Origin of the sequence: Streptomyces sp. SirexAA-E (assembly GCF_000177195.2) — a bacterium.
Lineage (GTDB): Bacteria > Actinomycetota > Actinomycetes > Streptomycetales > Streptomycetaceae > Streptomyces > Streptomyces flavovirens.
Genome location: NC_015953.1, coordinates 1,619,291 through 1,646,221 on the forward strand (window position 1 = coordinate 1,619,291; position 26,931 = coordinate 1,646,221).

Genomic DNA, 26,931 nt, shown 5'->3' on the forward strand with positions numbered 1-26,931 from the left:
CGATCTTCCGGAAGGGATGCGGGCGGGCCCGCCCCCGCCGCGTGGAACCGCGGCAGAAGGGGCTCTGACCTGCGGCGGCGGAGAGGGCGGGGACCGGGCGTCCCGCCGCGTCGGTCCGCACCGCCGCGTGTCACTCCTCACGCGGCGGCCTGTCGTCCCCCGTCCGGCGCAGGGTGCGCAGCGGCCGGCCGGGCCGCCACACCTGGAGGACGATCTCGTCGCCGTCGAGCCCGGTGCGGACCACCTCGTCGGGCTCGGCGCGAAAGAGCAGGAAGGGCTCCGGCGGCGAGGTGTCCTCGACGAAGCGGGCCAGCACGGCGGGGTCGGTCACCTCGACCGCCCGGCCGGACACCCGGACGTCGCCGTCGGCCATCTCCGCGCCGGGCCCGGGGTTGGCGTGGAGGGCGAAGCGCGGGTCGCGGCGCAGGTCCAGGGCCTTGCGGGAGTTCGGCATCATGCCGAGCCACAGCTCGCCCCGCCCGAACGACGCCTCCAACCCGGTGACCCGGGGCGATCCGTCCTTGCGCAGGGTCGCCAGGACGTGGTGCCGGTACTGCCGGAACCGTTCCCGCACGGTGTCGGCGAAGGCCGGCTGCTCCGCGCGGAAGTCTTTCCACGAACTCGTCGTCATGCACCCATGGAACCCGGTAATCCCGACACCTCCTGTCCCCTTTTCCGGCGCGTCGTCAGCCGGCCCCGCGCCGCCGTGGGTATCCCCGACCCGAGGCACACGGGGGACGGCGCCCCGCGCCGGCCGGCCGCGGGTGCCCGGCCGACCCAGGTGCGCCTCGGGTCACCGGTGTTCGCTATCTTGAGCGCCGCCGCCCGCCGCGGCCTCTGCTGCCCGTCCACGAATGAAGGAGCCGGCCATGGAGGCCGCCGCCACCACGTGCTACCGCCACCCGTCGTACGAGACGTACGTGCGGTGCACACGCTGCGACCGCTACATCTGCCCCGACTGCATGCGCGAGGCCGCGGTCGGCCACCACTGCGTGGAGTGCGTGAAGGAAGGCCGGAGCTCGGTGCGCCAGGCGCGGTCGCTGTTCGGCGGCGCGGTGCCGAGGGCGGCGGCCCCGGTGGTGACGTATGCGCTGATGGCGCTGAACATCCTGGCGTACGTCGTCGAGGTGGTCCGCTCGGAGACGGTGGACCGGTTCGGGATGCTCGGTGCGGTGCTGGTCGACCCGGCGGGCGGGCAGTACTACTACGAGGGCGGCACCTACCCCGGGTACGAGCTGACCGGGGTGGCCGACGGAGAGTGGTACCGGCTGCTGACCGGGGCGTTCCTGCACCTGCCGCCCGACACGTCGTTCGGGGTCATGCACCTGGTGTTCAACATGTTCGCGCTCTGGAACCTGGGCCGGGTCGTGGAGGGCCAGCTCGGCCGGGCCCGGTACCTGGCGCTGTACCTGCTGTCGGCGGTGGGCGGTTCGGTGCTGGTGTACCTGGTGTCGCCGGAGACGACGGCGGTCGGCGCTTCGGGGGCGGTCTTCGGTCTCGCCGCCTCGTTCTACGTGATCAACCGGCGGCTGGGCCGGGACATGCAGGCGGTCAACCGCTTCATGGCCGGATTCCTGCTGTGGATGGTGATCTCCGCGGCGTTCACCTCGTGGGAGGGCCACCTCGGCGGTCTGCTGACGGGCGGCCTGGTGACGTACGGGCTGGCCTACGCCCCGGCGAGGCTGCGCACCTCCGCGATGCAGCTGGCGGGCGGGGTGGTCCTGGTGGCACTGCTGGGTGTGGTGGTGGCCGTACGGACGGCCGCGCTGACCGGGGCCGCCTGACGGGGGCCCGTACCCCCTCCTGAAGCGCCTGGGGGCCGTCAGGGCGCCCGGACACGCCGCAGCGCCCGCTGGTCCTTGGTCGGGGACGAGGCGGGCGCCGCGTTCAGTTCCGTACGCCGTTGTACGGGACGTCCGTGTGACCCGGGTCAGACCATCAGAGAACGGTCCGTCGGGCGGATGGGGGCCGGCAGCGCGCTGCCGCCGGTGAGGAAGCGGTCCACGCCGCGTGCGGCGGAGCGGCCCTCGGCGATGGCCCAGACGATGAGGGACTGGCCGCGTCCGGCGTCGCCGGCGACGTAGACGCCCTCGACGTTGGTCGCGTAGTCCTCGTCCCGCGCGATGTTGCCGCGCGCGTCGAGCTCCAGGCCGAACTGCTGGACGAGGCCGTTGGCCTGGTCGGTGCCGGTGAAGCCCATGGCCAGGGTGACGAGCTGGGCGGGGATGCGCCGCTCGGTGCCGGGCTTCTGCTCCAGCTTGCCGTCCTTGAACTCCACCTCGATCAGGTGCAGCGCCTGGACGTTGCCGTCCTCGTCGCCCTCGAAGTGGGTGGTGGAGACGGAGTAGAGCCGCTCGCCGCCCTCCTCGTGCGCGGAGGTGACCTTGTAGAGCATCGGGAAGGTCGGCCAGGGCTGGTTGGCGTTCCGCTCCGCGCCCGGCTGCGGCATGATCTCCAGCTGGGTGACGGAGGCCGCGCCCTGCCGGTGGGCGGTGCCGACGCAGTCGGCGCCGGTGTCGCCGCCGCCGATGACGACGACGTGCTTGCCCTCGGCGGTGATCGGGGAGACCGTCAGGTCGCCCTCCCGCACCTTGTTGGCGAGCGGCAGGTACTCCATGGCGAAGTGCACGCCGTTCAGCTCGCGGCCCGGGACCGGCAGGTCGCGGGAGACGGTGGCACCGGCGGCGATGACGACCGCGTCGTAGCGGCGGCGCAGCTTCGCGGCGTCGATGTCGCGGCCGACCTCGGTCTCGGTGCGGAACTTGGTGCCCTCCGCGCGCATCTGCTCGATGCGGCGGTTGATGTGCGACTTCTCCATCTTGAACTCGGGGATGCCGTAGCGGAGCAGGCCGCCGATGCGGTCGGCGCGCTCGTAGACGGCGACCGTGTGGCCGGCCCGGGTGAGCTGCTGGGCGGCGGCCAGTCCGGCGGGGCCGGAGCCGATGACGGCGACGGTCTTGCCGGAGAGGCGCTCGGGCGGCTGCGGGGTGACGTCGCCGTTGTCCCACGCCTTGTCGATGATGGAGACTTCGACGTTCTTGATGGTGACGGGCGGCTGGTTGATGCCGAGCACGCACGCCGACTCGCAGGGGGCCGGGCACAGCCGCCCGGTGAACTCCGGGAAGTTGTTCGTGGCGTGCAGGCGCTCGGACGCGGCCGACCAGTCCTCGCGGTAGGCGAAGTCGTTCCACTCGGGGATGAGGTTGCCGAGCGGGCAGCCCTGGTGGCAGAACGGGATGCCGCAGTCCATGCAGCGGCCCGCCTGCTTGCTGACGATCGGGAGCAGCGAGCCCGGAACGTAGACCTCGTTCCAGTCCTTGACGCGCTCGCCGACGGGGCGGGTCTGTGCGACCTCGCGGCCCGTGGTCAAAAAGCCCTTGGGGTCAGCCATTGGTCGCCGCCTCCATCATCTTCTCGGTGGTCTCCTGCTCGGAGAGACCGGCGAGCTCAGCGGCGTCCTTGGCGGCGAGCACTGCCTTGTACGTGGACGGGATGATCTTGCTGAACCGGGCCACGGCGGTGTCCCAGTCGGCCAGCAGCTTCTCGGCGACCGTGGACCCGGTCTCCTCCTGGTGGCGGCGCACGACGTCGTGCAGCCACTGCCGGTCGGTGTCGTCGAGGGTCTCGACGGCGCCGAGGTTGCCGGTGTTGACGTTGTCGAGGTCGAGGTCGATGACGTAGGCGATGCCGCCCGACATGCCGGCGGCGAAGTTCCGCCCGGTCTCGCCGAGGACGACGGCGTGGCCGCCGGTCATGTACTCGCAGCCGTGGTCGCCGACGCCTTCGGAGACGACGGTGGCACCGGAGTTGCGGACGCAGAAGCGTTCGCCGGTGCGTCCGCGCAGGAACAGCTCGCCTGCGGTGGCGCCGTAGCCGATGGTGTTCCCGGCGATGGTGGAGTACTCGGCGAGGTGGTCGGCGCCGCGGTCGGGGCGGACGACGACGCGGCCACCGGAGAGGCCCTTGCCGACGTAGTCGTTGGCGTCGCCCTCCAGGCGCAGCGTCACACCGCGCGGGACGAAGGCGCCGAAGGACTGGCCCGCGGAGCCGGTGAAGGTGATGTCGATGGTGTTCTCGGGCAGGCCCGCACCGCCGAACTTCTTGGTGACCTCGTGTCCGAGCATCGTGCCGACGGTGCGGTTGATGTTGCGGATGGCGATCTGGGCGCGGACCGGCTGGGCACTCTCGGCGCTCTCGGCGCCCAGCGCGTCGGCGGCGAGCTTGACGAGCTCGTTGTCCAGGGCCCTGGACAGGCCGTGGTCCTGGTCGTTGACGCGGTGGCGGACGGCGCCCTCGGGGAGGTCGGGCACGTGGAAGAGGGGCCCGAGGTCGAGTCCCTGGGCCTTCCAGTGCGTGACGGCCCGCTCGGTGTCGAGGAGTTCGGCGTGGCCGACGGCCTCCTCGATGGTGCGGAAGCCGAGCTCGGCGAGGATCTCGCGGACCTCTTCGGCGATGAACTCGAAGAAGTTGACGATGTACTCGGCCTTGCCGGAGAACCGGTCCCGCAGGACGGGGTTCTGGGTGGCGATGCCGACCGGGCAGGTGTCCAGGTGGCAGACGCGCATCATGACGCAGCCGGAGACGACGAGCGGCGCGGTCGCGAAACCGAACTCCTCGGCGCCGAGGAGCGCGGCGATGACGACGTCGCGGCCGGTCTTGAGCTGGCCGTCGGTCTGGACGACGATGCGGTCGCGCAGGCCGTTGAGCAGCAGGGTCTGCTGGGTCTCGGCGAGGCCGAGCTCCCAGGGGCCGCCCGCGTGCTTGAGCGAGGTGAGCGGGGAGGCGCCCGTGCCGCCGTCGTGGCCGGAGATCAGGACGACGTCCGCGTGGGCCTTGGAGACACCGGCCGCGACCGTGCCGACGCCGACCTCGGAGACCAGCTTCACGTGGATGCGGGCCGCCGGGTTGGCGTTCTTGAGGTCGTGGATCAGCTGGGCCAGGTCCTCGATGGAGTAGATGTCGTGGTGCGGCGGGGGCGAGATCAGGCCGACGCCCGGCGTGGAGTGCCGGGTCCTGGCGACCCACGGGTAGACCTTGTGGCCGGGCAGCTGGCCGCCCTCGCCGGGCTTGGCGCCCTGCGCCATCTTGATCTGGATGTCGTCCGCGTTGACCAGGTATTCGCTGGTCACACCGAAGCGTCCGGAGGCGACCTGCTTGATGGAGGAGCGGCGCGCCGGGTCGTACAGGCGCTCGGCGTCCTCGCCGCCCTCACCGGTGTTGGACTTGCCGCCCAGCTGGTTCATGGCGATGGCGAGGGTCTCGTGCGCCTCCTGGGAGATGGAGCCGTACGACATGGCGCCGGTGGAGAAGCGCTTGACGATCTCCGCGGCGGACTCGACCTCGTCGAGGGGGATCGGCTCGCGGTCGCTCTTCAGCGCGAACAGGCCGCGGAGCGTCATGAGGCGCTCGGACTGCTCGTTGACCCGGCCCGTGTACTTCTTGAAGATGTCGTACCGGCGGTTGCGGGTGGCGTGCTGGAGGCGGAAGACCGTCTCGGGGTCGAACAGGTGCGGTTCGCCCTCGCGGCGCCACTGGTACTCGCCGCCGATCTCCAGCGCGCGGTGCGAGGCGGAGATGCCGGAGACGGGGTACGCCTTGGCGTGCCGGGCGGCGACCTCCTTGGCGACGACGTCGAGTCCGGCGCCGCCGATCTTGGTGGCGGTGCCGTTGAAGTACTGGGCGACGAAGGCCTCGTCGAGGCCGACGGCCTCGAAGACCTGGGCGCCTCGGTAGGAGGCGACGGTCGAGATGCCCATCTTGGACATGACCTTCAGGACGCCCTTGCCGAGCGCGTAGATGAGGTTGCGGATGGCCTGCTCGGCCTCGATGCCCTCGATGAAGGTGCCGGCCCGGACGAGGTCCTCGACGGACTCCATCGCCAGGTACGGGTTGACCGCGGCGGCGCCGTAGCCGATCAGCAGCGCGACGTGGTGGACCTCGCGTACGTCGCCGGCCTCGACCAGCAGGCCCACCTGGGTGCGCTGCTTGGTGCGGATGAGGTGGTGGTGGACGGCCGAGGTGAGCAGCAGCGAGGGGATCGGCGCGTGCTCGGCGTCGGAGTGCCGGTCGGACAGGACGACGAGGCGGGCGCCGTCCTCGATGGCGGCGTCGACCTCGGTACAGATCTCCTCGATCCGGGCGGCCAGCGCGTCACCGCCGCCGCCGACGCGGTAGAGGCCGGCAAGGGTGGCGGCCTTCATTCCCGGCATGTCGCCGTCGGCGTTGATGTGTATGAGCTTGGCCAGCTCGTCGTTGTCGATGACCGGGAAGGGCAGGGCGACGCTGCGGCAGGACGCGGCGGACGGCTCCAGGAGGTTGCCCTGGGGGCCGAGCACGGAGCGCAGCGAGGTGACGAGCTCCTCGCGGATGGCGTCCAGCGGCGGGTTGGTGACCTGCGCGAAGAGCTGGGTGAAGTAGTCGAAGAGCAGCCGGGGGCGCTCGGAGAGCGCCGCGATCGGCGAGTCCGTGCCCATGGAGCCCAGCGGCTCGCCGGCGGTGCGGGCCATCGGGGCGAGGATGACGCGGAGCTCTTCCTCGGTGTAGCCGAAGGTCTGCTGGCGGCGGGTGACGGAGGCGTGGGTGTGGACGATGTGCTCGCGCTCGGGGAGGTCTCCGAGCTCGATCTCGCCCGTTTCCAGCCACTCGGCGTAGGGCTGCTCGGCGGCGAGGGACGCCTTGATCTCGTCGTCCTCGATGATGCGGTGCTCGGCGGTGTCGACGAGGAACATCCGGCCGGGCTGCAGGCGGCCCTTGCGGACGACCTTGGCCGGGTCGATGTCCAGGACGCCGACCTCGGAGGAGAGCACGACGAGTCCGTCGTCGGTGACCCAGTAGCGGCCGGGGCGCAGGCCGTTGCGGTCGAGGACCGCGCCGACCTGGACGCCGTCGGTGAAGGTGACGCAGGCCGGGCCGTCCCAGGGCTCCATCATCGCGGAGTGGTACTGGTAGAAGGCGCGCCGGGCCGGGTCCATGGAGGCGTGGTTCTCCCAGGCCTCGGGGACCATCATCAGCACCGAGTGCGGCAGCGAGCGGCCGCCGAGGTGGAGGAGTTCCAGGACCTCGTCGAAGGACGCGGAGTCGGAGGCGTCCGGGGTGCAGACGGGGAAGATCCGGTCGAGCGCGGCCTCGCCGAAGAGTCCGGAGGCCAGCTGGGACTCGCGGGCCTTCATCCAGTTGCGGTTGCCCTTGACCGTGTTGATCTCGCCGTTGTGCGCGACGAAACGGTACGGGTGTGCGAGCGGCCAGCTCGGGAACGTGTTGGTCGAGAACCGCGAGTGGACCAGGGCGACGGCGGTGGCGAAGCGGGGGTCGGAGAGGTCCGGGAAGAACGGCTCCAGCTGCCCGGTGGTGAGCATGCCCTTGTACACGATCGTGCGGGCGGAGAGCGAGGGGAAGTACACCCCGGCCTCGCGCTCGGCGCGCTTGCGCAGGGCGAACGCCTTGCGGTCCAGCGCGATGCCGGTGCTCGTGCCGTCGGCGACGAAGAGTTGCCGGAATTCGGGCATGGTGGCGCGGGCGCCCTTGCCGAGGATGTCCGGGGTGACCGGGACCTGGCGCCAGCCGAGGACGTCGAGGCCCTCCTCGTCGGCGATCTTCTCGATCCGCTGGACGGACTGCGTGGAGTCGTCCGCGGGCAGGAAGGCGATGCCGACGGCGTACGAGCCGGCCTCGGGGAGCTCGAACGCGGCCTCTTCACGGAGGAAGGCGTCCGGGACCTGCAGAAGGATGCCGGCGCCGTCGCCCGAGTCGGGCTCGGATCCGGTGGCGCCGCGGTGTTCGAGGTTGCGCAGTACGGTCAGCGCCTGCTCGACCAGCTCATGGCTGGCCACACCGGTCAGAGTGGCCACGAACCCGACGCCGCAGGCGTCGTGCTCGTTACGGGGGTCGTACATCCCCTGCTGGGCGGGGCGACCGTCCATGGGCGACCAGGCGTCGGAACGCATCGGCTCTCCCGTCGTCGTCGTGGCATGTGCTGTGCCGAGGGACGACGTTGGCCCTCTGCGAAATTTCGTGCAGGTTACATGATGGAACGCTTCTCAAAAAGCGGATAGGCCGTTCCAACATGCGGACACCACGGACTCGTGGTGGAGGGGGTCGCGACCGGACGATCCTGTGGATGGCTGTCCGGGAGACCGCAGAGAGCAGGCGTCGTTGCCTGCGGTGTCTACGGCTCTTTCCCAGCGGTCATCGAATTGAAACCGCCGAGTAATGGCTACTTATGTGTAGCACTGCATAGCGTCTCATTTTACGGCCCACTCCCCCGTCCGCCCAGTGGCGTGCGCCACGACGTACGTCACATCCCGCGCGGTGCGCGGCGGTCCGTCAGCCGCCGACCGCGACGCCGAACAGGGTGCCCAGACCGTAGGTGATCGCGGCGGCCGCCCCGCCGAGGACCAGTTGGCGCAGCCCGCTGAACCACCAGGTGCGCGCGGTGACCCGGGCCACGACCGCCCCGCAGCCGAAGAGGCCGGCCAGCGCGAGGAGCACGGCGGGCCACAGCACGGTGGCGCCGAGCAGGTAGGGCAGTACGGGGAGCAGGGCGCCCAGCGCGAAGGCGCCAAAGGACGACACGGCCGCGACGAGCGGTGAGGGCAGGTCGCCGGGGTCGATGCCCAGCTCCTCGCGGGCGTGTATCTCCAGCGCCTGTTCCGGGTCCTTGGACAGCTGCCGCGCCACCTCCCGGGCGAGCGCGGGCTCCACACCGCGGGATTCGTAGAGCGCGGCGAGCTCCTCCATCTCGTCCATGGGGTGTTTGCGCAGCTCACGGCGTTCGACGGCGAGCTCGGCCTCGACGAGCTCGCGCTGCGAGGCGACGGAGGTGTACTCGCCGGCCGCCATGGAGAACGCACCGGCGGCCAGTCCGGCGAGGCCGGTGATGACGATGGTCTGCTGGGAGACCGCTCCTCCCGCGACGCCCGTCATGAGGGCCAGGTTGGAGACGAGTCCGTCCATGGCCCCGAACACCGCGGGCCTCAGCCAGCCGCCGTTCACGTCGCGGTGGGTGTGGTTGTCGCGGTGCGCCTCGTGCAGGACGGCGCCGGTCTCGATGACGGTCACGTCTCTCCCCTCCTCCCGGGGGCGGGCTCCGTACGTCCCACCCCCGTTCAACACGATCGAAAGTACGCACGAAAAACGCCTCCCGCCAGCAAGGAAGGCCGTACTTACCCCGTTCCGTGCCCCCTCGGCGGCGTCCCCCGTGCGGGCCTTTTACCGGGGTCGTACGCCAGGAGGGCGGCGCCGCGTGGGACACATCGCACAGGGGGTCCGGGCAGGCCGTCGGGCCCCGGTGGACGGCGCGGCGCGAGCGGGAGGTCGACGCGGATGGAGCGGAAGACGGACAGCCGGACGGTGCCCCGTCGGAGCACCCGGCCCGGCGGGCCGGCCGGACACGGCGAGGGCGCGTCCCCCGGGATCGCGGACCGGGCGCGGGGCGCGCTGCTCGGGCTCGCGGTGGGGGACGCGCTCGGCGCCCCGGCGGAGAACATGCGGCCGTCCGAGATCCGCCGGCGCTGGGGCCGCGTCACGGGCTTCGTCAGCGACGATCCGGCGGGGACGGACGACACCGAGTACGCGATCTTCTCGGGGCTGCTGCTGGCCCGGCACGGTTCGGCGCTGACGGTCTCCCACGTGGAGCGGGCCTGGCACCACTGGATCGCGGACCTGGACGAGGGGCCGTTCCGGGGCGCCGGGTTCAGCGAGCGCGGCACGCTGGAGAACCTGCGGCGCGGGCTCGCCGCGCCGATCTCGGCCCAGCACCGGCACGCCTGGAGCGACGGGCTGGCGATGCGGGCCGCGCCGTTCGGCGTATTCGCGGCGGGGCGGCCGATGGAGGCGGCCCGGCTGGTGGCGGTGGACGGCAGGGTCAGCCACGAGGGGGAGGGCATCTACGGCGGCCAGGCGGTGGCGGCCGGGGTGGCCGCCGCGATGGTCGGCGCGGGCCCGGCGTCGGTGGTGGCCGCCGCGTTGTCGGTCGTGCCGATGGACTCCTGGACGGCGCGTTCGCTGCGCCGCGCGGTCACCGCCGCGCAGCGTTCGTATCCGGACCGGCCGACGGGGGAACGCGCGGTGCGCTCGGCGGTGGTGATCGGCGGCTACCCGTGGACGGACCTGGCTCCGGAGGCGGTCGGCCTGGCCTTCGGCGCGTTCACGGCGGCGCGCGGCGACTTCCGTACGGCGGTGCTGACGGCCGTGAACATGGGCCGGGACGCCGACACGACGGCCGCGGTGGCCGGTGCGCTGGCCGGCGCCCTGCACGGGATCTCGGCGATCCCGGAGGAATGGGCGTCGGCGATCGGACCGGTGCGGGGCAGCTGCCTGCCGTCGATGCGGGGCTACCACGTACTGGACATCGCTGAGCTGCTGACGCCCGACGACGCGGACGACGCGCGGAGCGCGCCACCCGGTACGGCCGCCGAGCCACCGGGGCCCGCGGGGCTCTCGGAGCACGAGCAGGCCGACGGTGTACGGGCCGTGCCGGCCACCGCCCCGGGGGCGACCCGATGAGCGGCCCGGCGGCACCCGACCGCCCGGCCGGCCGCACCGCCACCGCTTCCGGGACGGCGTCCCGGCCGGTCAGGTCCGGCCGGGACGCGATGCGCGCCTCTGCCGGACCGGCCGTCGGCGTCGCGCGGGCGCGCACCGCCCCGGGCCGGGCGGCCCGGGTCGAGGGGCTGCTGCTGGGTCTGGCGGCCGGGGACGCCGCCGGGTGGCCGGCCGCACGGCACCGGGCGGCGCGGATGCCCGAGTGGACCAGGCGGCTCACCCGTGAGCTCGACACCTTCGCCGAGCAGAACGCGACCACCACCCTCCCCGTGCCGATCGCGCTGAACCAGCCCCCCGAGCCGCTCCGGCTCGGCCCCTCGGACGACGCCGAGTGGGCCGCGTTCACGGCCGGGACCGTGCTGGCCGCCGCGGTCGGCCACACGCCCGGCCTCCCGCCCGGTCGCCGGATGCGGGACGCGATCGACCGGTCCTGGAACGCGCTGGCCGCGCAGGTCGCCGCCGCCGGTGCCCGGGCCCCCGAGGTCGAGTCCGCCGTGCTGCCGCTGCGCGCGCGGATCTCCGTACGCGCCGGGCTCGGCAACCTCGCCGCGGGGCTGCGCCCGCCGGCCTCCGGACACGACAACCCGCACTACTTCGACGACGCCGCGTGTGTCCGGGCCGCCGTCCTGGCGGTCGTCCACCCCGGGGACCCGGCGTCCGCCGCCGGGCTCGCGGAGTTCGACGCCCGCTACACCCAGGACGGTGACGGGGTGCACGGCGCCCGCGCGGTCGCCGCCGCGGTCGCCGAGGCGCTCGCGGGGGCGGACGTCGACACCGTGGTGGACGCCGCGCTCGCACAGCTGCCCGAGGGGACGGAGATCGCCCGCAACGCGACCCACGCGGTGCGGCTGGCCCGGGAGTTCACGGGGGAACCGGCCGGGGCCTTCGCCCTGGTCCCGGTGCTGGAGCACCAGATCGTCGACCACGTCTACAGCTACGGGATCGCCGCCGCCGAGACCGTGCCGGTCGCCCTCGCCCTGACGACCGCCGCCCGCGGCGAGATCGCCCAGGCCGTGCCCGCGGCGGCCTGCCTCTCACGGGTCGCCGACTCCGCGCCCGCCCTCGCCGGCGCGCTGACCGGCGCACTGGGCGGGACGGGCACCGTCCCGGCGGGCTGGCGGGAGGCCTGCCGCACTCTGGCGGGCTGTGCGCTGCCGCGCCTCGCCGGGACCGATCTCATCGAACTCGCCGGGTCGCTTGCAGCCACGGAACCGGCCGCCCCGGGTGGACAATTCCGACATGACATCCAAAACGTCCACAGTGGCCGAGCCGGACACCACCACGACGCCCACCCTGGATGAACGCGTCACCGGCGCCCTGGTCGGGGCGGCGGTCGGCGACGCGCTCGGCGGCCCCGTCGAGGGCTGGTCCCCGGAGCAGATCGCCGAGCGGCACGGCGGCCGGGTGACCGGCGTCGTCGGCCCCTGGTACGGCGACGGCTGGCGCACCGCGCGCCCCATCGCCCCGTACCACAAGGGTGACGGCCACGTGACCGACGACACCCTGATGACCCATGCGCTGGTGCGGGTGTACGCCACCGTGCGCGACCACCTCGACGCGTACGCGGTCGCCGACCACCTCGTGCCCGATCTGATGTCCCGGCCGCGCTGGATCCCGGAGCTGGAGGCCGAGGCGCTGCCCCTCCAGCGGATCTTCCTCGCCGAGAAGTGGATCGTCACCCGGCTGCACTACGGCCACGCCGATCCGCGCGAGGCGGGCTCCGGGAACATCGTCAACTGCGGGGCGGCGATGTACATGGCGCCGGTCGGCCTGGTGAACGCCGCGCATCCCGAGGCGGCGTACGCGGAGGCGCTGGACGTGGCGGGGGCCCACCAGTCCTCGTACGGGCGGGAGGCGGCCGGGGTCCTCGCAGCCGGGGTCGCGGCCGCCTGCGCGCCCGGTGCGACGCCCGCGTCCGTCGTCGAGACCTGTCTGGCGCTCGCCAAGGACGGCACCCGCTCGGCGATCGAGGCGGTGTGCGAAGTCGCCGCCCACCATTCGGACTTCGAGTCGGCGCTCGCACCGCTGCGGGCCGCCGTCGCCCCCTTCGACACGGTCGGCCCGGACTACCGCGAGCCCTCGCTGGGTGCCCGGCGGCCGTCCCGGCTGCACGCGATCGAGGAACTGCCCGTCGCGCTCGGCATGCTGCTGGTCTCCGGGGGCGACTACCGGCACGCGGTGCTCGGTTCGGTCAACTACGGCCGGGACTGCGACTCGATCGCGACGATGAGCGGGGCCCTCGCGGGCGCGCTGCACGGCGAGGCCCCGATCCCGGACGCCTGGGTGAAGACGGTCGCCGACGCCAGCCGCCTCGACCTGCACGCACCGGCGCGGACCCTGACCGAGGTGGCCCGCGAGGTCTTCGTCCGGGACACGGCCCGACGCCGGGCCCACGAGTCGGCGTTCGCCGAACTGGCCGGCCCGCGATGACCGTACGGCTGACCTGGGCGCAGCCCGAGGACCTGGTGGGCCACGAACTGCGGCAGGCGGCCCAGGACGGCCGGGACGCCGGTGACGTCGAACGGCGCTGGTACGCGGCCGGCGGCGCCCCCGCCCCGGAGCGCGCCGGGGCGTCGGAGGTCCCCGCCTCCCCGGAGCTACGGGCGCTGGCCGAGCGGTTGCTGGACGAACTCGATTCCGTCGAGAGCCCCTTGGCGCGGGACGAGCCGACGGACCTGGCGGCGATCCGGGCCGCGTGCCCGCGATGGCCGGCGCCCAGGACCCGGCCGGTGACCCTCGGCCCCGAACGGCTGCACGCCGCCTGGCTGGGCCGGGCCGCCGGCTGCCTGCTCGGCAAACCGGTCGAGAAGCTGCCCCTGGCGGGCATCCGGGCGCTGGCCGGGGCCACCGGCAACTGGCCGCTGGCCACCTGGTTCACCGCCCGCGGGCTGCCGGACGGACTGGCCGCCGCCTATCCGTGGAACCGCCGCTCGGCGGCCACCTCGCTGGCCGAGAACATCGACGGCATGCCGGAGGACGACGACCTCAACTTCCCTGTGCTGGCCCTGCTGTTGCTCCGACGCCATGGCCACGGTTTCACCACGGACGACGTCGCCGGGCTCTGGCTGGCCACACTGCCGGCGGGACGGGTCTTCACCGCCGAGCGCGTCGCGTACCGCAATCTGCTCGACGGGGTCGAGCCGCCGCTCACGGCCCGGCGGCGCAATCCGTTCCGCGAGTGGATCGGCGCCCAGATCCGGGCGGACGTGCACGGCTGGACCCACCCGGCCGACCCGGCCGGCGCCGCCGAACAGGCCTACCGGGACGCGGTGCTCACCCACACCGGCAACGGGGTGTACGGGGCGATGTTCACCGCCGCCGCGCTCGCCGAGGCCGCCGGGGGCGAGACGGACGTCCACGGCTGCCTGGCGGCCGGGCTGCGGGTGGTGCCGCCCCGCTCCCGGTACGCGCACGCGGTGCGCCTCGGGATCGAGGCGGCCCGCGCGGAGCGGGACTTCGACCTCGTCGTGGACCGGTTGCACGCCGTCTACGGGGACACCCACCACTGGGTGCACGTGCTGCCCAACGCGGCGCTGCTGGCCGCCGCCCTCACCCACGCGGACGGCGACTTCGGCCGCTCGGTCTGCGCGGCGGTCTCGGGCGGCTGGGACACCGACTCCAACGGGGCCACGGCCGGCTCACTCGCGGGCCTGCTGGCCGGCCGGCCCGCCGCACTGCCCGAGCACTGGACGGCCCCGCTCAAGAACCGCCTCGCCACATCCGTGCCCGGCTTCGAAGCCGTCGGCTTCGACACCCTCGCCGGACTGACCCACCAGGAGGTACGCCGCCCATGACAGCGATCGCGGTGCTCGGCAGCACCAACATGGACCTGGTCGCCTACGTCGCCCGGGCACCCGGGCGCGGGGAGACCGTCACCGGACGCGAGTTCCGGACCGTGCCCGGCGGCAAGGGGGCCAACCAGGCCCTCGCGGCGGCCCGCGCCGGCGGGGAGGTCGTGATGATCGGCGCGGTCGGCACCGACGAGTACGGATCGCGGCTTCGGACCACCCTGGAGCACGCGGGCATCGACACGGACCTGCTGCACACCGTGGCGGGCCCCAGCGGCACGGCGCACATCGTCGTCGACGACGAGGGCTCCAACGCGATCGTGGTGGTCCCCGGCGCCAACGGCACCGTCACCACGCTCGGCCCGGGCGAGCACGCCGCCATCGCGGCCGCCGGGCTGCTCCTCCTCCAGCTGGAACTCCCGCTGCGTGTGGTGACCGAAGCGGCGCGGGCGGCACGGTCGCTGGGCGTCCGCACGATCCTCACCCCCTCCCCCGTCCAGCCCCTGCCGGCCGAACTCCTGGACGCGGTCGACCTGCTGATCCCCAACGAGCACGAGGCCGCCGCGCTCTCCGGGTACGACGACCCGCACGCCGCCGCACAGATCCTGCTCCGCCAGGTCCCGGAGGTCGTGATCACACTCGGCCGCAAGGGCTGCCTGTACGCGGCACGGGGCGGCGAGACGATCCCGTTCCCCGCTCCCGAGGTCACCGCCGTCGACACGACCGGCGCCGGGGACACCTTCGTCGGCACCCTGGCCGTGGCACTGGGCGAGGGCCGGGCCGTCCCGGAGGCGCTGGCCTGGGCCTCGTCGGCGGCGGCGCTCTGCGTGCAGAGACCCGGGGCCTCCTCGTCGATGCCGTACCGCAGCGAGATCGATGCCGCGTGAACGCGCCGACCACGCCGACCGCGCCCCTGGAAGGCCTGCGGGTCCTCGACCTCGCCACGCTGTTCGCCGGGCCGCTCGCGGCCACCCTGCTGGGCGACTTCGGCGCGGAGGTCGTCAAGGTCGAGCACCCGCGCCGGCCGGACCCCTCGCGCGGGCACGGGCCGGCGAAGGACGGGATCGGCCTGTGGTGGAAACTGCTGGGCCGCAACAAGCGGACGATGACGCTCGACCTGTCCTCCCCGGGCGGCCGGGAGGTCCTGCTCGAACTGGCCGCCGGCGCGGACGTGGTCGTGGAGAACTTCCGGCCCGGGACGCTGGAGCGCTGGGGCCTGGGCTGGGACGAGCTGAGCGCCGTCAACCCCCGGCTGGTGCTGGCCCGGGTCACCGCCTTCGGCCAGTTCGGCCCGTACGCGCACCGGCCGGGCTTCGGCACGCTGGCCGAGGCGATGAGCGGCTTCGCCGCCGTGACCGGGGAGCCGGACGGTCCGCCGACCCTGCCGCCGTTCGGACTCGCCGACTCGATCGCGGCGCTGGCGACGGCGTACGCGGTGATGGCGGCCCTGTCCGGGCGGGAGCGCACCGGACGGGGGCAGGTGGTCGACCTGGCGATCATCGAGCCGATCCTGACGGTGCTGGGCCCGCAGCCGCTCTGGTACGACCAGCTCGGCTACGTCCAGCCGCGCACCGGCAACCGGTCCCGCAACAACGCCCCGCGCAACACCTACCGGACCTCGGACGGCCACTGGGTGGCCGTCTCCACCTCGGCCCAGTCGGTCGCGGAGCGCGTGATGCGGCTGGTGGGCCGGCCGGAGCTGATCGACGAGCCGTGGTTCGCGGCGGGGACCACCCGCGCCGAGCACGCCGACGAGCTCGACGAGGCCGTCGGCCACTGGATCGCCCGGCGCACCCGGGACGAGGCGGTGTCCGCGTTCGAGAAGGCCGAGGCGGCGATCGCCCCCGTCCACGACGTACGGGACGTGATGGAGGACCCCCAGTACCGGGCCCTGGACTCGGTCACCGAGGTCGACGACCCGGAGCTGGGGCCGCTGCGGATGCAGAACGTCCTGTTCCGGCTCTCGGAGACGCCCGGGGCGATCCGCTGGACGGGCAGGCCGCACGGCGCGGACACGGAGGAGATCCTGACGGAGCTGGGTCTCGTGCCGTCGCGCATCGCGGCCCTGCGCGCCGAGGGGGCCCTGTGAGCAGCCCGCCGCTGACCCGCGCGGCGGCCACGGGGACGCGGACGGCGGTGGCGCTGACCTGGCTGTACGTGCCCGGGGACCGGCCCGCCGTGGTGCGCAAGGCGCTCGGCGCCGGCGCGGACGTGGTGATCGTCGACCTGGAGGACGCGGTCGCGCCGGACCGCAGGGAGTACGCCAGGGCGGCCACCGCCGAACTCCTCGCGGACCCGGCCAGGGCGGACCCGTCGGCGGTGCCCGTGCACGTCCGGGTCCACGGCGACGCCGACGTACGGGCCCTGGCCGGGCTGCCGGGACCGGCCGGGCTGAGGGTCCCCAAGGTCACCGACGCCGCTTCGGTGCGCCGGGTCGCGGAGCTGGCCCCCGGGGTGCCCCTGTATCCGCTGCTGGAGTCGGCGCTGGCCGTGGAGCACGCGTACGCGATCGCCGGGGCCCACCCCGATGTGCGGGGCATCGCCCTGGGCGAGGCGGACCTGCGGGCCGACCTGGGGGTACGGGACGACGCCGGGCTGGACTGGCCGCGCGGCCGTGTGGTGGTCGCCGCCCGGGCGGCCGGGCTGGACCCGCCCGTGATGTCGGTGTTCCCGGACGTCCGGGACCTGTCGGGGCTCCGGGCCTCGTGCGCGCACGGCCGGCGGCTGGGCCTGCTCGGCCGGGCCGCGATCCATCCCCGGCAGCTGCCGGTCATCGAGCGGGCGTTCCGGCCCACGGCCGAGGAGGTCGAGGCGGCGGAGCAGGTCGTGGCCGCGGCCCGTACCGAGGAGGGGGCGCTGGCGCTGCCGGACGGGCGCTTCGTGGACGCGGCGGTGGTGGCCGCGGCACGCCGGACCCTGACCCTGGCCGGCCGCGAGGGCTGACGCCGCCGGGACGGCGGAAAGCGGGCCGGACCGTGCGTGTCGCACCGGTCCGGCCCGCCTCGGGGAGAGTGGGTCAGCTCTTCTCGGCTGTCTGCGGGGCGACGCCCGCGTCGTCCTCCGGCTCTTTCGCGGCCGCGTCACCGGCGGCGGTCCGCGTCCCGGAGCCGTCGCTGTCGGCCTCGGCGTCGTCGGCCTCGCCGTTCCCGCCGTCCTCGGTGTCCTCGGTGTCCTTGGACAGGGCCACCGCGGCCGGCTCGACGATCTCCTCGCGGCCGGGGCGCACCTTCGCCGAGACCACGATGTACACGACCGCGAGCACGAAGACGACGATCGCCGTCCACACGTTGAGCCGCAGGCCCAGCACGTGGTGCGCCTCGTCGACCCGCATGTACTCGATCCATCCGCGGCCCGCGCAGTACGCGGCGACGTAGAGCGCGAACGCCCGGCCGTGTCCGAGCTTGAAGCGGCGGTCCGCCCAGATGACCAGGAGGGCGACGCCGACGCACCACAGGGACTCGTAGAGGAAGGTCGGGTGGTAGGTGCCCGCGACCCGGTTCGAGCCCTCGCTGATCTTCAGCGCCCACGGCACGTCGGTCTGCCTGCCGTACAGCTCCTGGTTGAACCAGTTGCCCCAGCGGCCGATCGCCTGGGCGAAGGCGATGCCGGGCGCGAGCGCGTCGGCCCAGGCCGGCAGCGGGATCCCCCGGCGGCGGCAGCCGATCCAGGCACCGACGGCGCCGAGCGCGATCGCTCCCCAGATGCCGAGGCCGCCCTGCCAGATCTTGAAGGCGTCGACCCAGTTCTCACCGTCGCTGAAGTACAGCTGGTAGTCGGTGATGACGTGGTAGAGCCTGCCACCGACGAGGCCGAACGGGACCGCCCAGACGGCGATGTCGGCGACGGTGCCGGCTTTGCCGCCCCGGGCGATCCAGCGCTTGTTGCCGAACCAGACGGCGACGAAGACACCGATGATGATGCAGAACGCGTAGCCGCGGAGCGGGATCGGGCCGAGCTCGATCACGCCGGTCGACGGGCTGGGAATGTAGGCAAGGTTCATGACGGGGTCGACGCTACCCTGCCGGACCGGACCTACGGCAAGCCGTCCGGCAACTTCTGCGTAACGAGCCCCCCGTCAGGGCGACCCCTCCGCCCCCGGCCTCAGGATCCCGACGGACTCGCCCCCACCGTGCCCGGCTTCTTGCCCTTGTTCGCGTCGGCCACCCACTTCTTGAGGTTGGCGACGGAGATCTGCTCGTCCCCCTTCTTCGGGAAGACCGACTCGCCGTTGAGCAGCGCGGTCGGTGTCCCCTGGAAGCCGCCCTCGGAGAAGGCCTTGTTGGACTTCCTGACCCAGCTGTCGTGCGTGCCGTCCTCCACGCAGCCGCGGAAGGCCGGTGTGTCCAGGCCGTCCACGCCCCGCGCCAGCTCGATCAGCTTGCTGTTCCTGCCGAAGGCGTCGTCGGTCTCGGCGGGCTGGTTGCGGTAGAGGACGTCGTGGTACGGGGCGAACCTGCCGACGTCCTGGGCGCAGGCGGCCGCGTTGGCGGCGCGCAGGGAGCCGCTCCCGCCGAGGTTGCCGTCGATGATCGTGGCCAGGTGGTACTCCACCTTGATCTGCCCGCTCCGGGCCAGGTCCGTGATCGTGTCCCGGAAGGCGTTCTCGAACTGGGCGCAGACCGGGCAGCGGAAGTCCTCCCAGATGGTGAGCGTGGACGGGGCGTCGTCGGCGCCGACCTGGAGGGCCAGGCCGTCCTTCCCGGTCGCGCCGGACGGGGTGACCGCCGGCCCGGCCTCGGTGTCCGGGTCGTCCTTGCCCGCGTTGGCGGCGATCAGGCCCACGACGGCGGCCAGCGCCAGCACGCCCACGACGGCGGTCGCGACGATCAGCGTACGGCGGCGGCGCTCGCGTGCCCGGTCCAGCTCACGCTGCTGGGCGAGCCGCTCTCGCGCGGCCCTCTTCGGCTCTTGGTTCTCGCTCACACCGCACAAACGAACCGGGGAGGCGCCTCAGCGCCTCCCCGGTCCCAGGTCCACCCATACGGGTGACGATCTTGCTCAGCGCTTTCGAACACCTTCGGCGAGTTCGCCCGCCAGCGCGCGGACGGCTTCCAGGCCCGCGGCCTCGTCCGGCGCGTCCAGCATCCGCTTGACGAAGGCCGAGCCGACGATCACCCCGTCGGCGAAGCCCGCGACCTGTCGTGCGTGCTCGCGGGTGGAGACCCCGATGCCGACGCAGACGGGCAGCTCGCCCCTGGTGGCGCGGGTGCGCCGCACGAGCTCCTGGGCCTGCTCGCCGACGGACTCCCGGGTACCGGTGACGCCCATCAGGGACGAGGCGTAGACGAAGCCGGAGCCGGCGGCCGTGATCTCCGCGAGCCGCTCGTCCTTGCTGCTCGGCGCGACGACGAAGACGGTGGCCAGGGAGTGCTTCTCGGCGTGCTCGCGCCACAGCGCGGACTCCTGGACGGGCAGGTCGGGCAGGATGCACCCGGCGCCGCCCGCCTCGGCGAGCTCGGCGGTGAAGCGTTCCACGCCGTAGCGGTCGATCGGGTTCCAGTACGTCATGACGAGGATCGGGGTCCCCGTCGCCTCGTACGCCTCCCGGACGGTGCGCATGATGTCGGCGATCCTGACGCCGCCGCGCAGCGCGATGTCGTCGGCGGTCTGGATGACCGGTCCGTCGAGCACCGGGTCGCTGTGCGGCAGGCCCACCTCGATGACGTCGGCGCCGCCCGCGACGGCGGCCTTGACCGCCGCGATGCCGCCGTCGACGGTCGGGAAGCCGCCGGGCAGGTAGGCGATGAGCGCCGCCCTGTCCTCGGAGGCCGCCTTCGCCAGGGTCGTACTCAGCAGTTCCCGGTTGCCGCTCACTTGGTGACCTCCACGTCTCCGTCGGCCACGTCGGCCTCGACGACCGCGTCGGCGCCGTCGTACAGGCCGAAGTACCGGGCGGCGGTGTCCATGTCCTTGTCGCCCCGGCCGGACAGGTTGACCAGGATCAGTCCGTCGGTGCCGAGCTCCTTCCCGACCTCCAGGGCTCCGGCCAGCGCGTGCGCGCTCTCGATGGCCGGGATGATGCCCTCGGTGCGGGACAGCAGCCGCAGGGCCCGCATGGCGGCGTCGTCGGTCACCGCGCGGTACTCGCCGCGTCCGACGTCCTTGAGGTAGGCGTGCTCCGGGCCGATGCCCGGGTAGTCCAGACCGGCCGAGATGGAGTACGGCTCGGTGATCTGGCCCTCGTCGTCCTGGAGGACGTAGGAGCGGGAGCCGTGCAGGATGCCGGGCTCGCCCGCGGTGAGGGTCGCCGCGTGCTCGCCGGTCTCCACGCCGTGCCCGGCCGGCTCGCAGCCGACGAGCCGGACGCCCGCGTCGGGGATGAAGGCGTGGAAGAGGCCGATGGCGTTGGAGCCGCCGCCGACGCAGGCGATGGCGGCGTCCGGCAGACGGCCGGCCCGTTCGAGGATCTGGCGGCGGGCCTCGACGCCGATCACACGGTGGAAGTCGCGGACCATCGCGGGGAAGGGGTGGGGTCCCGCGACGGTGCCGAAGAGGTAGTGCGTGCGGTCGACGTTGGCGACCCAGTCGCGGAACGCCTCGTTGATGGCGTCCTTGAGGGTCCTGGAGCCGGACTTCACGGCGACGACCTCGGCGCCGAGCATCCGCATCCGCGCCACGTTCAGCGCCTGCCGCTCGGTGTCGATCTCGCCCATGTAGATGGTGCATTCGAGCCCGAAGAGGGCGCAGGCGGTGGCCGTGGCGACGCCGTGCTGGCCGGCTCCGGTCTCCGCGATGACCCGGGTCTTGCCCATGCGGCGGGTGAGGAGGGCCTGGCCGAGTACGTTGTTGATCTTGTGGGAGCCGGTGTGGTTCAGGTCCTCGCGCTTGAGGAAGACCCGGGCTCCCCCGGCGTGCTCGGCGAAGCGCCGGACCTCGGTCAGCGCGCTGGGCCGGCCGGTGTAGTCGACCATCAGCGCGTTGAGCTCGGCGGCGAAGGCGGGGTCGGCCTTGGCCTTGTCGTACTCGACGGCCACCTCGTCCACGGCGGCGACCAGCGCCTCCGGGATGAACTTGCCGCCGAACGCGCCGAAATAGCCTTCGGCGCTGGGGATCAGACCTTCGGGATCCGGGATGAAGAAGTCGGACGTCATGGTGGGGCGTGCTCCTTGGGCGTGCAGCGGATGGATTCACCGTATGCGCCGCGCGCGGAGCGCCACGCCGGCCCGGACGGGGCGGCGTGGTGGGGCGTGCAGGACCTTTCCGGTGACCGGGAGTGGGTCACCGGGAGGGGTGCGACGGCCGGGGCTCGCTACGGCGCGGACCCCGTGCGCCATCGCATGCCGTTGACCTGTCCCGGCTCGTCCCCGATGACGTACCGCACACGCCGCCCGTGCACCCGCCGGGCAGGGGCGCGGCAGCCGCGAGGGCGGCAGCCGCGTGCCAGGGGGGCGTGCGGATCCGGGGCCGGTGCGGAGCACAGGCCCCCGATCCGGGGCGCGGGGCGGACGGTGGGCACGGTGCCGGTCAGCCCCGTCCGTGCCGGAGTGCGGGGTGGGCGCCGGCGGCGACCAGGTCGGCGACCGCGGCCCGGGGGTCGCGGCCGGTGACGAGGGACTCGCCCACCAGCACCGCGTCGGCGCCGGCGTTGGCGTACGCGATCAGGTCGTGCGGTCCCCGGACACCGGACTCGGCGACCTTGACGATGTGGTCGGGGATCTCCGGGGCGACCCGCTCGAAGGTGGAGCGGTCGACCTTGAGGTCCTTCAGGTTGCGCGCGTTGACACCGATGATCTTCGCCCCGGCGTCCACGGCGCGCTCCGCCTCCTCCTCGTCGTGCGCCTCGACGAGCGGAGTGAGACCGATCGACTCGGCGCGCTCGATCAGTGAGACGAGGGCCTCCTGGTCGAGGGCGGCGACGATCAGCAGGGCGAGGTCGGCGCCGTACGCGCGCGCCTCCCACAGCTGGTACGAGGTGACGATGAAGTCCTTGCGCAGGACCGGGATGTCGACCTTGGCGCGGACGGCCTCCAGGTCGGCGAGCGATCCGCCGAAGCGGCGCTCCTCGGTGAGGACCGAGATGACGGACGCGCCGCCGGCCTCGTAGTCCGCGGCGAGCGCGGCCGGGTCGGCGATGGCGGCCAGGGCCCCCTTGGAGGGGCTGGAGCGCTTGACCTCGCAGATGACGGTCACGCCCTCGCCGCGCAGCGCGGCGACTCCGTCCTTGGCCTGGGGAGCACGCGCGGCGCGTTCCTTGAGCTCGTCGAGGCTGACGCGCGCCTGTCGCTCCGCGAGGTCGGCGCGGACGCCGTCGATGATCTCGTCGAGCACACTCACGCGAGCGGCCCCCTTCCGGGACGGTGATGGGACAGGATCAGCCGTATCGATGGTATCCGCAGGAGCGCCCTGGGTCCGCATCCGGCGTCGGGACATCCCATCAGCTGGGCGTTCACGGTGCCAGCGCCGACCCGAACGGCAGATTCCGGACGACGGAGAAGAGCAGCAGCACCGCGCCGACGCCCCACCAGTAGCGGGGCGCGAGGCCGATCCGCAGGGGCTGCCCGCGAACGGCCCGGACCGTCCACAGCAGCCACACCGCCGCGAAGACGGCGTATCCGGCGACGGCCAGGGCGTTGGCACCCAGTGCCGTGACGAGGTCGCCGTGGGCGAAGGCGTGGGCGCTGCGCAGGCCGCCGCAGCCGGGACAGAGGATCCCCGTGAGCCGGAGCATGGGGCAGACCGGGTAGTGGCCGGGCTCGTTGGGGTCGACCGTGGCCACGTAGCCGAAGGCGCCGACGACGGCCGCCATGACACCGACGGGGGTGAGGATCCGGCGCAGCCGGGAGACGGGGGCTGGGGCCGCCGGGTACGGCGGCCCCGGGGTGGCCGGTGTGCGGGGCGCGGGGGCCGGGTCCGGGGCGGCGGGGGAAGAAGCTGAGGCGTCCACCCGGCGATTGTCCCCGCTGACGCGGAGAGGCGCAGCCCACCGGGGCCGCGCCTCGCGTCGTGTCCTGCCGGTACGGTCCTCAGCTCGTGGTCTGGGCCCGGGCCGCGCGGGACCGGGCGGCGGCCAGGTCGTCGGACTCCTTCGGCATGCCGAGGCCCGCGCTCTTCATGGCGAAACCGACGACTCCGCCGAGGAGGACCACGCCGATGCCGGCCCAGAAGCCGGCCGGGCTCGCCGCCACCATGAAGACTCCGGCGACGCAGAAGCCGATGAAGGAGATGATGACACCGGTCCAGGCGGCCGGGGTGTGTCCGTGGCTGCTGCCCGCCATGAGTTGCTCCTCGTTGGTGTTGCGCTGAAGGTATCGCTGTACAGAAAGCTCACTGCCATTGTCCCGTACGGGCCGGTAGGACGTGAGGTGGGGGTCATACCTCGCGCGTCGGGTCCTCGCCGCGGTCCAGTGCCTTCCACAGGTCCTCGGGGCGGTCGGGGTCCGGGGCGGTGCGGGGGGCCTTGCGGGGGCGCGGCGTCCCGTCCCGTTCGTACCGGCCCGACATGGCGGGCCAGCGGCGGCCGTAGCGCAGGGCGAGCAGGCCGGCGAGCAGGATCAGCAGTCCTCCGGCGGCCGTGAGGTAGGGCCAGGCGGTGTGGCTGAGGGCGTCGACGGTGGTCGCGGTGTTGCCGGTGGTCTGGGCGGCCTTCTCGTTCAGCGCGTCGCTGTCCGAGGCGCCGGCCCAGGCGCTCAGTCCGGCGCCGAGGCCGCTGACGGCCAGCAGGCCGGCGACGACCAGGCGTCCGGGGCCCCGGACGGCGAAGACCGCCACGAGGGCCGCGAGACCGACCACGGCGAGGGCGGCGGGCAGGCCGGTGACGTCCCGGCCGTCCGCGCTGAGCGGGAGGGTGCCGCCGCCGACGGCCGCCTTCCCCTCGGCCCAGGTCCGCCCGGAGGCGAGGAGGACGACGGTGGCGCCGGCCGCCCCGAGCAGCAGGCCTGCTGCCAGGCTGCGGCGGCTTCCGGGGCTGTCGGGCGCCGAGGCGGCTCGGGCACGGGGCTGGGGTACGGGGACGGCACTCACGTACCCCACTATCCCTCACCGCCCGAACCGGAGCGGAGGCGGTTCGCCGTGTGCACCGCGCGCAGCACCGCGGCGGCCTTGTTGCGGCACTCGGTGTCCTCGGCGGCGGGGTCGGAGTCGGCGACGACACCGGCCCCGGCCTGGACGTAGGCGGTGCCGTCGCGCAGCAGCGCGGTCCGGATGGCGATGGCGGTGTCGGAGTCCCCGGCGAAGTCCAGGTAGCCGACGCAGCCGCCGTAGAGCCCGCGGCGGGTGGGTTCGAGCTCCTCGATGATCTGGAGGGCGCGCGGTTTGGGGGCGCCGGAGAGGGTTCCCGCGGGGAAGCAGGCGGTGAGGACGTCGAAGGCGCTGCGGTCCTCGGCGACGCGTCCGGTGACGGTGGAGACGATGTGCATCACGTGCGAGTAGCGCTCGACGGACATGAAGTCGACGACCTCGACGCTGCCGGGTGCGCAGACGCGGCCCAGGTCGTTGCGGCCGAGGTCGACGAGCATCAGGTGCTCGGCGCGCTCCTTGGGGTCGGCGAGGAGTTCCTCGGCGAGCGCCTGGTCCTCCTGCGGGGTGGCGCCGCGGTGCCGGGTCCCGGCGATCGGGTGGACCATCGCCCGGCCGTCCTCGACCTTGACCAGTGCCTCGGGGCTGGAGCCGACGACGTCGAACCCGTCCAGGCGCAGGAGGTACATGTACGGCGACGGATTGGTGGCGCGCAGCACCCGGTAGACGTCCAGGGCGGAGGCGGTGCACGGGGTCTCGAAGCGCTGGGAGGGCACCACCTGGAAGGCCTCGCCGGCCCTGATGCGCTCCTTGACGTCGTCGACGGCGTCCCGGTAGTCCTGCCCGCCCCACCGGGCGGTGTACGGCGGGAGCTCGGAGGGCGGGAGGGCGGCGGGGGCGTTCTCCACCGGCCGTGAAAGGTCGCGCTCCATGGCGTCGAGCCGGGCGACGGCGTCCGCGTACGCCTCGTCGACGCCGGTGTCCGTGTCGTTGTGGTTGATCGCGTTGGCGATCAGGAGGACGGTGCCGTCGCCGTGGTCCAGCACGGCGAGGTCCGAGGTGAGCAGCATGGTCAGCTCGGGCAGTCCCAGGTCGTCGCCGCCGTGCTCGGTGATCTTCTCCAGCCGGCGTACGACGTCGTAGCCGAGGTAGCCGACCATGCCCCCGGTGAAGGGCGGCAGCCCGGCGTCGCCGACGAGGTCGCGGGGGGTGTGGAGCGCCTCCACGGTGACGCGCAGGGCGTGCAGCGGGTCGCCGTCGAGGGGGACGCCGACCGGCGGGGTGCCGATCCAGTGGGCCTGTCCGTCGCGGACGGTGAGGGTGGCGGCGCTGCGGACCCCGATGAAGGAGAAACGGGACCAGGTGCGGCCGTTCTCCGCGGATTCGAGGAGGAAGGTACCGGTGCGCTCGGCCGCGAGCTTGCGGTAGAGCCCGACCGGGGTGTCACCGTCCGCGAGGAGCCGGCGGCTGACGGGGATGACGCGCCGGTCGACGGCGAGCTTGCGGAAGGTCTCGAGATCCATGGCGGCTGACCTTACCGGGGCCCGGTGAGCGGGAGGACGTCCTCGTCGAAGCAGGTGCGGTCGCCGGTGTGGCAGGCCGCGCCCGTCTGGTCGACCTTCACCAGGACGGTGTCGGCGTCGCAGTCCAGGGCGACGGATTTCACCCGCTGGACGTGGCCGGAGGTGTCGCCCTTGACCCAGTACTCCTGGCGGCTGCGGGACCAGTAGGTGCAGCGGCCCGTGGTCAGGGTGCGGTGCAGCGCCTCGTCGTCCATCCAGCCGAGCATGAGCACCTCACCGGTGTCGTACTGCTGCGCGATGGCGGGGACGAGTCCGTCGGGGCCGCGCTTGAGACGGGCGGCGACGGCCGGGTCGAGGTTGCTGGCGGGTGCGGGGCCGGGCGTGCTGGTCATACGCCCATTGTGCCGCGCCGGACGGCGGCTTCCGGGCGCGCGTCCACTGGGCGGACGGCGTGCCCCGGTCGTACGCTGGCGGGCATGTCGACCCATGCGAAGCGTGAACGTCTTCTGCTCGCCGACCTGTTGGAAGCGGCGGGTCCCGAGGCCCTGACCCTGTGCAACGGCTGGAGGACCCGGGACCTGGCCGCCCACGTCGTGGTGCGCGAGCGCCGGGCGGACGCGGCCGGCGGGATCCTGCTGGGCGCGCTGAAGAACCGGCTGGAGCGGGTGCAGGCCGAGTTCACCGAGAAGCCGTACGAGGAACTGATCCAGCTCATCCGTACGGGGCCGCCCCGGATGTCGCCCTTCGGCCTGAAGCAGATCGACGAGGCGGCCAACACCGTGGAGTTCTACATCCACGCGGAGGACGTGCGCCGGGCCCAGCCCGACTGGTCGCGGCGCGAGCTGGACCCGGTCTTCGCCGACGTGCTGTGGTCGCGCACCGAGAAGACGGCCCGGATGATGGGGCGCCGCGCCCCGGTGGGTCTGGTGCTGCGGCGCCCGGACGGCCAGACGGTGGTGGCCCACAAGGGCGCCCCGGTGGTGACGGTGACCGGCGAGCCGGGTGAGCTGCTGCTGTTCGCGGCGGGGCGGCAGGACGCGGCCCGGGTGGAGCTGGACGGCGACCAGGACGCGCTGGCCCGGCTGCACACGGCGGAACTCGGCCTCTAGGGTTCGCCTGCGTGA

General features: G+C 73.5%; 24 protein-coding genes. 9 read left to right on the plus strand and 15 right to left on the minus strand.

Going from position 1 to position 26,931, the window contains the following annotated elements:
* Positions 1-130: 130 nt before the first annotated feature.
* Positions 131-631 carry a pyridoxamine 5'-phosphate oxidase family protein gene (locus SACTE_RS07130; protein WP_014045351.1) on the minus strand — a complete coding sequence of 167 codons (501 nt, stop codon included), beginning with the start codon at positions 629-631 and terminating at the stop codon, positions 131-133.
* A gap of 238 nt (positions 632-869) precedes the next feature.
* Between SACTE_RS07130 and SACTE_RS07135 the strand changes: the two genes are divergently transcribed.
* Complete coding sequence (locus SACTE_RS07135; protein ID WP_014045352.1) at positions 870-1,784, plus strand: rhomboid family intramembrane serine protease; 915 nt, start codon at positions 870-872, stop codon at positions 1,782-1,784.
* Between the two features lie 146 nt (positions 1,785-1,930).
* Here SACTE_RS07135 and SACTE_RS07140 read toward each other — a convergent pair whose 3' ends face one another.
* The 3 genes from SACTE_RS07140 to SACTE_RS07150 all read right to left on the minus strand — a co-directional run bounded on the left by SACTE_RS07140 (position 1,931) and on the right by SACTE_RS07150 (position 9,057).
* On the minus strand, positions 1,931-3,391 hold the full coding sequence (locus SACTE_RS07140; protein WP_014045353.1) for a glutamate synthase subunit beta: 1,461 nt from the start codon (positions 3,389-3,391) through the stop codon (positions 1,931-1,933).
* On the minus strand, positions 3,384-7,943 hold the full coding sequence (gene gltB / locus SACTE_RS07145) for a glutamate synthase large subunit (RefSeq protein WP_014045354.1): 4,560 nt from the start codon (positions 7,941-7,943) through the stop codon (positions 3,384-3,386). The genes SACTE_RS07140 and gltB overlap by 8 nt, the downstream gene beginning before the upstream one ends.
* Positions 7,944-8,322: 379 nt before the next feature.
* On the minus strand, positions 8,323-9,057 hold the full coding sequence (locus SACTE_RS07150) for a VIT1/CCC1 transporter family protein (RefSeq protein WP_014045355.1): 735 nt from the start codon (positions 9,055-9,057) through the stop codon (positions 8,323-8,325).
* A gap of 264 nt (positions 9,058-9,321) precedes the next feature.
* Here SACTE_RS07150 and SACTE_RS07155 point away from each other — a divergent pair, with 264 nt between their 5' ends.
* The 7 genes from SACTE_RS07155 to SACTE_RS07185 are packed head-to-tail and all read left to right on the plus strand — an operon-like array spanning position 9,322 to position 17,273.
* Positions 9,322-10,503 (plus strand): ADP-ribosylglycohydrolase family protein, encoded by a 1,182-nt coding sequence (locus SACTE_RS07155; RefSeq protein WP_014045356.1) that lies wholly within the window; start codon positions 9,322-9,324, stop codon positions 10,501-10,503.
* The gene (locus SACTE_RS07160; RefSeq protein WP_014045357.1) at positions 10,500-11,843 is read left to right on the plus strand and encodes an ADP-ribosylglycohydrolase family protein; all 1,344 of its coding nucleotides are present in this window, start codon (positions 10,500-10,502) and stop codon (positions 11,841-11,843) included. The genes SACTE_RS07155 and SACTE_RS07160 overlap by 4 nt, the downstream gene beginning before the upstream one ends.
* Positions 11,782-12,972: an ADP-ribosylglycohydrolase family protein gene (locus tag SACTE_RS07165; protein ID WP_014045358.1), complete on the plus strand. Its 1,191-nt coding sequence runs from the start codon at positions 11,782-11,784 to the stop codon at positions 12,970-12,972. Before SACTE_RS07160 ends, SACTE_RS07165 begins: the two co-directional genes overlap by 62 nt.
* Positions 12,969-14,336 carry an ADP-ribosylglycohydrolase family protein gene (locus SACTE_RS07170; protein ID WP_014045359.1) on the plus strand — a complete coding sequence of 456 codons (1,368 nt, stop codon included), beginning with the start codon at positions 12,969-12,971 and terminating at the stop codon, positions 14,334-14,336. The genes SACTE_RS07165 and SACTE_RS07170 overlap by 4 nt, the downstream gene beginning before the upstream one ends.
* Positions 14,333-15,217, plus strand: a complete 885-nt coding sequence (gene rbsK / locus SACTE_RS07175) for a ribokinase (RefSeq protein ID WP_014045360.1) — start codon at positions 14,333-14,335, stop codon at positions 15,215-15,217. Before SACTE_RS07170 ends, rbsK begins: the two co-directional genes overlap by 4 nt.
* Complete coding sequence (locus tag SACTE_RS07180) at positions 15,214-16,419, plus strand: CoA transferase (RefSeq protein WP_014045361.1); 1,206 nt, start codon at positions 15,214-15,216, stop codon at positions 16,417-16,419. The genes rbsK and SACTE_RS07180 overlap by 4 nt, the downstream gene beginning before the upstream one ends.
* The gene (locus SACTE_RS07185; RefSeq protein ID WP_014045362.1) at positions 16,416-17,273 is read left to right on the plus strand and encodes a CoA ester lyase; all 858 of its coding nucleotides are present in this window, start codon (positions 16,416-16,418) and stop codon (positions 17,271-17,273) included. Before SACTE_RS07180 ends, SACTE_RS07185 begins: the two co-directional genes overlap by 4 nt.
* A 73-nt stretch (positions 17,274-17,346) precedes the next feature.
* Here SACTE_RS07185 and lgt read toward each other — a convergent pair whose 3' ends face one another.
* From lgt to hisI, 11 genes are all read right to left on the minus strand, one after another.
* Positions 17,347-18,330 (minus strand): prolipoprotein diacylglyceryl transferase, encoded by a 984-nt coding sequence (lgt, locus tag SACTE_RS07190; RefSeq protein WP_014045363.1) that lies wholly within the window; start codon positions 18,328-18,330, stop codon positions 17,347-17,349.
* Positions 18,331-18,431: 101 nt separating this feature from the next.
* Entirely contained in the window at positions 18,432-19,253 is an 822-nt protein-coding gene (locus SACTE_RS07195) for a thioredoxin domain-containing protein (RefSeq protein WP_014045364.1), read from the minus strand.
* Between the two features lie 75 nt (positions 19,254-19,328).
* Positions 19,329-20,144 carry a tryptophan synthase subunit alpha gene (gene trpA / locus SACTE_RS07200; RefSeq protein WP_014045365.1) on the minus strand — a complete coding sequence of 272 codons (816 nt, stop codon included), beginning with the start codon at positions 20,142-20,144 and terminating at the stop codon, positions 19,329-19,331.
* On the minus strand, positions 20,141-21,421 hold the full coding sequence (trpB, locus tag SACTE_RS07205; RefSeq protein WP_014045366.1) for a tryptophan synthase subunit beta: 1,281 nt from the start codon (positions 21,419-21,421) through the stop codon (positions 20,141-20,143). The genes trpA and trpB overlap by 4 nt, the downstream gene beginning before the upstream one ends.
* Before the next feature lie 158 nt (positions 21,422-21,579).
* Positions 21,580-21,759: a tryptophan synthase subunit(beta) gene (locus SACTE_RS34895; RefSeq protein ID WP_226995219.1), complete on the minus strand. Its 180-nt coding sequence runs from the start codon at positions 21,757-21,759 to the stop codon at positions 21,580-21,582.
* A 35-nt stretch (positions 21,760-21,794) separates the two neighbouring features.
* The gene (gene trpC / locus SACTE_RS07210; protein ID WP_014045367.1) at positions 21,795-22,604 is read right to left on the minus strand and encodes an indole-3-glycerol phosphate synthase TrpC; all 810 of its coding nucleotides are present in this window, start codon (positions 22,602-22,604) and stop codon (positions 21,795-21,797) included.
* Between the two features lie 112 nt (positions 22,605-22,716).
* Positions 22,717-23,214, minus strand: a complete 498-nt coding sequence (locus SACTE_RS07215; RefSeq protein ID WP_014045368.1) for a DUF2752 domain-containing protein — start codon at positions 23,212-23,214, stop codon at positions 22,717-22,719.
* Between the two features lie 79 nt (positions 23,215-23,293).
* A complete protein-coding gene (locus tag SACTE_RS07220) occupies positions 23,294-23,545 on the minus strand; it encodes an HGxxPAAW family protein (protein ID WP_014045369.1) in 252 nt (83 codons plus the stop codon).
* 94 nt (positions 23,546-23,639) lie between these two features.
* A complete protein-coding gene (locus SACTE_RS07225) occupies positions 23,640-24,299 on the minus strand; it encodes a TIGR02234 family membrane protein (RefSeq protein WP_014045370.1) in 660 nt (219 codons plus the stop codon).
* Entirely contained in the window at positions 24,299-25,807 is a 1,509-nt protein-coding gene (locus tag SACTE_RS07230) for an anthranilate synthase component I (RefSeq protein ID WP_014045371.1), read from the minus strand. Before SACTE_RS07230 ends, SACTE_RS07225 begins: the two co-directional genes overlap by 1 nt.
* 11 nt (positions 25,808-25,818) lie before the next feature.
* Entirely contained in the window at positions 25,819-26,199 is a 381-nt protein-coding gene (hisI, locus tag SACTE_RS07235) for a phosphoribosyl-AMP cyclohydrolase (RefSeq protein ID WP_014045372.1), read from the minus strand.
* An 84-nt stretch (positions 26,200-26,283) separates the two neighbouring features.
* On the opposite strand from hisI, the gene SACTE_RS07240 reads away from it, so the two are divergent.
* Complete coding sequence (locus SACTE_RS07240; protein ID WP_014045373.1) at positions 26,284-26,916, plus strand: TIGR03085 family metal-binding protein; 633 nt, start codon at positions 26,284-26,286, stop codon at positions 26,914-26,916.
* Positions 26,917-26,931: the final 15 nt, after the last annotated feature.

Excerpts from the sequence above, each read along its gene's own strand:
- trpB (WP_014045366.1), bottom strand. The coding sequence starts at position 21,421 with ATGACGTCCGACTTCTTCATCCCGGATCCCGAAGGTCTGATCCCCAGC.
- SACTE_RS07140 (WP_014045353.1), bottom strand. The coding sequence starts at position 3,391 with ATGGCTGACCCCAAGGGCTTTTTGACCACGGGCCGCGAGGTCGCACAG.
- hisI (WP_014045372.1), bottom strand. The coding sequence starts at position 26,199 with ATGACCAGCACGCCCGGCCCCGCACCCGCCAGCAACCTCGACCCGGCC.
- lgt (WP_014045363.1), bottom strand. The coding sequence starts at position 18,330 with ATGAACCTTGCCTACATTCCCAGCCCGTCGACCGGCGTGATCGAGCTC.
- SACTE_RS07240 (WP_014045373.1), top strand. The coding sequence starts at position 26,284 with ATGTCGACCCATGCGAAGCGTGAACGTCTTCTGCTCGCCGACCTGTTG.
- SACTE_RS07170 (WP_014045359.1), top strand. The coding sequence starts at position 12,969 with ATGACCGTACGGCTGACCTGGGCGCAGCCCGAGGACCTGGTGGGCCAC.
- SACTE_RS07160 (WP_014045357.1), top strand. The coding sequence starts at position 10,500 with ATGAGCGGCCCGGCGGCACCCGACCGCCCGGCCGGCCGCACCGCCACC.
- SACTE_RS07165 (WP_014045358.1), top strand. The coding sequence starts at position 11,782 with ATGACATCCAAAACGTCCACAGTGGCCGAGCCGGACACCACCACGACG.
- SACTE_RS07230 (WP_014045371.1), bottom strand. The coding sequence starts at position 25,807 with ATGGATCTCGAGACCTTCCGCAAGCTCGCCGTCGACCGGCGCGTCATC.
- SACTE_RS07155 (WP_014045356.1), top strand. The coding sequence starts at position 9,322 with ATGGAGCGGAAGACGGACAGCCGGACGGTGCCCCGTCGGAGCACCCGG.
- rbsK (WP_014045360.1), top strand. The coding sequence starts at position 14,333 with ATGACAGCGATCGCGGTGCTCGGCAGCACCAACATGGACCTGGTCGCC.
- SACTE_RS07220 (WP_014045369.1), bottom strand. The coding sequence starts at position 23,545 with ATGGCGGGCAGCAGCCACGGACACACCCCGGCCGCCTGGACCGGTGTC.
- SACTE_RS07130 (WP_014045351.1), bottom strand. The coding sequence starts at position 631 with ATGACGACGAGTTCGTGGAAAGACTTCCGCGCGGAGCAGCCGGCCTTC.
- gltB (WP_014045354.1), bottom strand. The coding sequence starts at position 7,943 with ATGCGTTCCGACGCCTGGTCGCCCATGGACGGTCGCCCCGCCCAGCAG.
- SACTE_RS07135 (WP_014045352.1), top strand. The coding sequence starts at position 870 with ATGGAGGCCGCCGCCACCACGTGCTACCGCCACCCGTCGTACGAGACG.